Origin of the sequence: Azospirillum sp. B506, assembly GCF_000333595.1 — a bacterium.
In the GTDB taxonomy this organism is placed as follows: Bacteria; Pseudomonadota; Alphaproteobacteria; order Azospirillales; family Azospirillaceae; genus Azospirillum.
This window is the reverse complement of the sequence record NZ_BADK01000794.1, coordinates 1-5,623: the sequence shown is the minus strand read 5'-3', so window position 1 is coordinate 5,623 and position 5,623 is coordinate 1. Positions and strand designations below refer to the sequence as shown.

The following is a 5,623-nucleotide window of genomic DNA, read 5'->3' as shown; positions in this document are numbered from 1 at the left end:
GTCTGTCTGCTGGCTCTGGTGCTGGCCGCTGCCGCCGCCCCCTGGATCGCCCCCTTCGACCCGGCGGCCTTCGATTACGACCGCATCCTGGAAGGGCCGTCCGCGGACCATTGGGCCGGCACCGACGCCTATGGCCGCGACATCCTGAGCCGCATCCTGTGGGGCGCCCGCATCTCGCTGTCGGTCGGGCTGCTGTCGGTGCTGCTCGGCGGGGTGGCCGGCGTGGCGCTGGGTCTGATCGCCGGCTTCCGTGGCGGCTGGATCGACAGCCTGATCATGCGCGTCTGCGACGTTCTGCTGGTCAACCAGCGCTTCGCCTTGAAGGACACCGCAGACGCGCACCGCGCGCTTGAATCGCGGGCGACGACGGGATCGACGGTGCTGGTGCCGTAAATGGGCGGATCGGGGGAGCGGAAAACCCCGCTCCCTCACTCCACCGCCCAAAGCGGGTTCTTGATCTTCTTCAGCATCTCCGCATGCGCCGCCGCCTCGTCGTCGCTGACGGCGAAGACGCGGGCTTCGCGGAAGGGGCGGTCGATGCGGACCGGGCCGCTGGGACCGCTCTTCGCCGCCGGGCCACCGGCGAAGGACAAGCCGGTCTGCCGGCCGCCGAGCAGCTCCAGATAAACTTCCGCCAGCAGCTGGGCGTCGAGCAGCGCGCCGTGCAGGGTGCGGTTGGAGTTGTCGACACCGAAGCGCTTGCACAATGCGTCCAGAGTGGCGGGCGAGCCGGGGAACTTCTGCCGGGCCATCAGCAGCGTGTCGATGGCGCGATCCTTCGGCATCACCGGATAGCCGGCGATCTTCAGCTCCCAGTTCAGGAAGTGCATGTCGAAGGCGGCATTGTGGATCACCAGCGGCGAGTCGCCGATGAAGGCGACGAAGTCGGCGGCGACGTCGTTGAACAGCGGCTTGTCGGCCAGGAACTCGGCGCTCAGCCCGTGGACGGCGAAGGCCTCCGGCGGCATGTCGCGTTCGGGGTTGAGGTAGACGTGGAAGCGTTCGCCGGTAGCGAGGTGGTTGACCAGCTCGATGCAGCCGATCTCGACCAGCCGGTGACCCTCCTCCGGCTTGAAGCCCGTGGTTTCGGTGTCGAGAACGATTTCACGCATGATGGATCTGCCCTGGTTGATAACCGCGCGGCGGCCATTGCCTGCCCGGCCGCCGTACCGTCCGATGTTGTCTGATCGCCCGCACAATGCCCTGAAGCGTCCGCCGCGTCACCAGCCGACCGGCCCCCGTCGGCACGACATAATCGGCTCGCCGGCGTTTCTCCGCATCCGGCATCTGGCGGGCGAGAATGCCGGCGAACTTCTCCGCCGTCATGCCCGGCCGGGCCAGCACGCGGGCGCGCTGCACGGTGAAAGGGGCGGAGACGACGATGGTCGCATCGACCCGCCGTTCGCCATGGGTCTCGAACAGCAGAGGGATGTCCAGCACGGCGATCCTGGCGCCGCGACGGGCGGCACGGGCAAGGAAGTCGCGCTGCGCCGCCTGGACCATCGGGTGCAGGATCGCTTCCAGCCGCTTCAGCGCGTTCGGATCGCGGAACACCGCCGCCCCCAGGGCCGGCCGGCTGACCGCACCGTCGATCACCACTCCGGGGAAGGTGGCGTCGATCGCCGGCACCGCCCGGCCGCCGCGGCCGAGCAATTCATGCACCACCGCATCGGAATCGCAGACCGGAGCACCCATCGCCTGCAACATGCGGGCGGCGGTGCTCTTGCCCATGCCGATGGAGCCGGTCAGGCCCAGCACGATCATGGCCCGGCCTCAGCCTTCCAGGACGAAGCGGGTCAGTTCCGGCGTCACCTGCGGCTCGACACCGAACCAGGCCTTGAAGCCCGGACGCGCCTGATGCAGCAACATGCCGATGCCGCCGGCCACCGGGTTGCCGCGCGCCCTGGCCTCGGCCAGCAGCGGAGTTTCCAGCGGCACATAGACGATGTCATTGACGACCGCCGAGGCGGGCAGGGCGCGCAAGGACAGATCCAGCGCCGGCTGGCCCGCCATGCCCTGGGTGGTGGTGTTGACCAGCAGGGACGCCCCATCGAGACCGGTTTCACGTGAAACCCAATCGACCACCGTCACGCCATCCTTCAGATCGACGGCAGCCAGATCCGCCACCAGCTCCTCGGCACGGGCACGGGTGCGGTTGACCAGACGGACCTCCGGCGCACCGGCGTCGAGCAGGGCGACCACCACGGCACGGGCGGCCCCGCCGGCGCCGATCACCACAGCCGGTCCCTGTTCCGCCGTCCAGTCCGGTTGTTCGGCCCGCAAATTCTCGATGAAGCCGAAACCGTCGGTGTTGCCGCCTTCCAACGCGCCATCCTCCGCCACCACGATGGTGTTGACGGCACCCATCCGGCGGGCAGTCGCATCCAGCCGGTCAACGGAGCGGAAGGCGATCTCCTTCAACGGAACGGTGACGTTGCTGCCGCGGAAGCCAAGCGCGGGCAGGGCGCGGATCGCCTGTTCGGCGCGCTCCGGCGCCACCGCCAAGGGTACATAGGCGCCGTCGATCCCATAGTGCCGCAGCCAGAAGCCATGCAGACGGGGCGACCGCGAATGGCCGATCGGCCAGCCCATCACGCCGGCGATCTTCGCCTTACCGCTGATAGCCCCGCCATTGTTAAAGGGAACCGCCGTCATTCCTTGACCACCCCATGCACACGCAGAAACCCGAGCAGCGGCAGAAGCGGCAGCCCGAGGATGGTGAAGAAGTCGCCCTCGACCCGATGGAACAGCTGCGCCCCCAGCCCTTCCAGCTGATAGGCGCCGACCGACTGCAGCACCTCGTCGCCAACACGGTCGAGATACTCGTCGAGGAAGGTTTCGGAGAAGTTGCGCATGGTCAGGCGGGCGCTGTCGACCTTATGCCAGATCCGCTCGCCGTCGCGCACCACCACGGCGCAGCTGACCAGCCGGTGGGTCTTGCCGCGCAGATCGAGCAGCTGGGCGCGCGCCGCGGCGCGGTCGGCAGGCTTGTCGAACCAGCGCCCCTCGCAGTCCAGCATCTGGTCGGCGCCGACCACCAGGGCGCCGGGGTGGCGGCGGGTGATACGCTGGGCCTTCAGCTCGGCCAGGGCCTCGGCGACGATGTCGGCGGAGACGCCCTCGGCCCGGCCGGCGGCCTTCACCTCATCCTCGTCGACCAGCGGCTTGTCGAGGATGGCGGTCACACCAGCCCGTTCCAGCATCATCGCCCGCGTGCGCGAGCCGGAGGCCAACACCAGACGCGGCGCGCTCACGTCTTCTTTCCTTCAGGGCTGAAATTGGCGCTCTGGCGACGGGCAAGCAGCATCATGATCTCGGCCGCCGTCTCTTCGATGGAGCGGCGGGTGACATCGATCACCGGCCAGCCGCGCCGGCTGAACAGGCGCCGTGCCTCCTGAACCTCCGACCGCACCACTTCCGGATCGGCATAGCTGGACCCCTCGCCCTGGTTCAGCAACTTCAGCCGGTTGCGGCGGATCTGCACCAGCCGGTCGGGGTCCTTGGTCAGCCCGACGATCAGCGGACGGGTCAGCAGGTCCAGCTCCGCCGGCAGCGGGCTGCCGGGCACCAGCGGGATATTGGCCGCCTTGATGCCGCGGTTGGCCAGATAGATGCAAGTCGGCGTCTTGGAACTGCGCGACACGCCGATCAGCACCACGTCGGCCTCGTGCAGGTCCCAGTTCGACTGACCGTCGTCATGAGACAGGGCGAAATCGACGGCATCGATGCGACTGAAATATTCGGCGTCCAGCACATGCTGGCGGCCGGGCTGGCGCTGCGATTCCACGCCGAGGAAAGCGGCGAGCGCGTTGATCAGCGGATCGAGCACGGGGATGCAAGGCACCTGCATCTCACGGCAGAAATCCTGGAGCCGGCGGCGCAGCGTCTCGTCGACCAGCGTGAACATCACCAGCCCGTGGTTGTCCCGAATCCCCTCCAGCACGAGGTCGAGCTGGCGGTCGGTCCGCACCAGATTCCAGAAATGCTCGATGGGCCGCACGTCGTCGAACTGGATGACGCAGGCGCGCGCCACGCTGTTGATCGTCTCGCCCGTCGCATCGGACACGAGATGTAGGTGGAACTCTTTCATCCGTCCCCAACATTCTGTGGAGAACCCGGCCCAGATCTGTGGACAACCGGATCCGCCTTCATTTCGTCCCGACAGGGGGACTCCTCCTCCCCGATACGGCCAAGCGCGGAACAACTCCGCCGACCGCTTCGGAAGATGGGAAGATCCGGCCCCGTCCGCCCTGTTATCCACGGGACTCCCGCTCGTCCAGCTATAGCATTTCCGCCGTTTCCGGCGGTAGTGCTCCGAATCGTCCACAGATCCGCACACATGGCCGCACAAGCCCCCGGATCTGTGGATAGATTCTCCAGAATCGGGGATCACCGTTATCCACAGCCATCCACCTCATCCTCTTCCTTTCTCCCTTTAAAAAATATAGTGAAGAAGAGGGGATAAACCCGTCCCGGATTCTGGCGCGGAATCGGCGCCGGAATCGTAGGGGGCTTTTCGGATTCGCATGTCAGGGGAACGCACCGTCTTGTCCGCCACCAGCTCCGACGTCCAGAATCAGGCCACGTCGCCTGCCCTGAAGCCGATGCTCGCCGCCCTGGCGGGAGAGGTGCGGGCACGCCCGCCCTTCTGGCTGATGCGTCAGGCCGGGCGCTATCTGCCGGAGTATCGCGAGCTGCGGGCCAAGGCCGGCAGCTTCCTCGACCTCTGCTACAATCCCGACTTCGCCGTCGAGGTCACCTTGCAGCCGCTGCGGCGCTACGGCATGGACGCGGCTATTCTGTTCTCCGACATCCTGGTGGTGCCGCATGCCCTGGGCCAGCCGCTGGCCTATCTGGAAGGGGAGGGGCCGAAGCTTGATCCGGTCCGCAGCGTCGAGGACCTGAAGCGCCTGTCGCGCGACCGCTTCCACGAGACGCTGGCACCGGTGTACGAGACGGTGCGCCGGCTCTCCACCGCGATCCCCGAGCAGACGACGCTGATCGGCTTTGCCGGGGCTCCCTGGACCATCGCCTGCTACATGGTCGAAGGGGCGGGCTCCAAGGAGTATGCTCACGTCAAGCGCTGGGCCTATGGCGACCCGTCGGGATTCGGCCAGCTGATCGACCTGATCGTCGAGGTGACCGCCGACTATCTCTGCCACCAGATCGATGCGGGGGCAGAGACGGTGCAGCTGTTCGACAGCTGGGCCGGCGTGTTGCCGGTGGCCGAGTTCCGCCGTTGGGTGATCGAGCCGACGCGGCGGATCGTCGCACTGGTCAAGGCGAAGCACCCGAACACGCCGGTCATCGGCTTCCCGCGCGGCGCCGGCCACGCCTATGAGGAGTATGTCGCCGGATCCGGTATCGATGCCGTCGGGCTCGACACCACCGTTCCGCCGGCCTGGGCGGCACAAACCCTCCAGACCCGGCTTCCGGTGCAGGGAAACCTCGACCCGATCATGCTGGCGGCCGGCGGCAAGGCGCTGGAGACCGCGACCCACGACATCCTGGAGGCGTTGGCCGGCGGTCCCTTCGTGTTCAACCTGGGCCATGCCGTCATCCAATCGACCCCGCCCGAACATGTGGAAACATTGACCCGTATCCTGCGGGAGTGGCCGGGGCA

The 5,623-nt window shown here is 67.4% G+C and carries 6 protein-coding genes and 1 pseudogene; 2 read left to right on the top strand and 5 right to left on the bottom strand.

Annotated features, from left to right (window positions below; all coding sequences use genetic code 11):
* Positions 1-393 (top strand): annotated as a pseudogene (locus I71_RS25095) (hypothetical protein); the annotation flags it as partial.
* A 35-nt stretch (positions 394-428) separates the two neighbouring features.
* Here I71_RS25095 and dnaQ read toward each other — a convergent pair.
* The 5 genes from dnaQ to I71_RS25070 are packed head-to-tail and all read right to left on the bottom strand — an operon-like array spanning position 429 to position 4,090.
* Positions 429-1,112 carry a DNA polymerase III subunit epsilon gene (gene dnaQ / locus I71_RS25090; RefSeq protein ID WP_042700137.1) on the bottom strand — a complete coding sequence of 228 codons (684 nt, stop codon included), beginning with the start codon at positions 1,110-1,112 and terminating at the stop codon, positions 429-431.
* The gene (gene coaE, locus I71_RS25085; protein WP_042700135.1) at positions 1,105-1,764 is read right to left on the bottom strand and encodes a dephospho-CoA kinase; all 660 of its coding nucleotides are present in this window, start codon (positions 1,762-1,764) and stop codon (positions 1,105-1,107) included. Before coaE ends, dnaQ begins: the two co-directional genes overlap by 8 nt.
* A gap of 9 nt (positions 1,765-1,773) precedes the next feature.
* Positions 1,774-2,655 (bottom strand): shikimate dehydrogenase, encoded by an 882-nt coding sequence (locus I71_RS25080; protein ID WP_083897390.1) that lies wholly within the window; start codon positions 2,653-2,655, stop codon positions 1,774-1,776.
* Complete coding sequence (locus tag I71_RS25075; protein WP_083897389.1) at positions 2,652-3,254, bottom strand: nucleoside triphosphate pyrophosphatase; 603 nt, start codon at positions 3,252-3,254, stop codon at positions 2,652-2,654. The genes I71_RS25080 and I71_RS25075 overlap by 4 nt, the downstream gene beginning before the upstream one ends.
* Positions 3,251-4,090 carry a pyruvate, water dikinase regulatory protein gene (locus I71_RS25070; protein WP_042700132.1) on the bottom strand — a complete coding sequence of 280 codons (840 nt, stop codon included), beginning with the start codon at positions 4,088-4,090 and terminating at the stop codon, positions 3,251-3,253. The genes I71_RS25075 and I71_RS25070 overlap by 4 nt, the downstream gene beginning before the upstream one ends.
* 514 nt (positions 4,091-4,604) lie before the next feature.
* Here I71_RS25070 and hemE point away from each other — a divergent pair.
* On the top strand, positions 4,605-5,623 hold a 1,019-nt coding region (gene hemE, locus I71_RS25065), incomplete at its 3' end, for a uroporphyrinogen decarboxylase (protein ID WP_083897391.1).

Bases quoted from the DNA above. Each gene is read 5' to 3' on its own strand.
- dnaQ (WP_042700137.1), bottom strand. From the start codon at position 1,112: ATGCGTGAAATCGTTCTCGACACCGAAACCACGGGCTTCAAGCCGGAG.
- coaE (WP_042700135.1), bottom strand. From the start codon at position 1,764: ATGATCGTGCTGGGCCTGACCGGCTCCATCGGCATGGGCAAGAGCACC.
- I71_RS25080 (WP_083897390.1), bottom strand. From the start codon at position 2,655: ATGACGGCGGTTCCCTTTAACAATGGCGGGGCTATCAGCGGTAAGGCG.
- I71_RS25070 (WP_042700132.1), bottom strand. From the start codon at position 4,090: ATGAAAGAGTTCCACCTACATCTCGTGTCCGATGCGACGGGCGAGACG.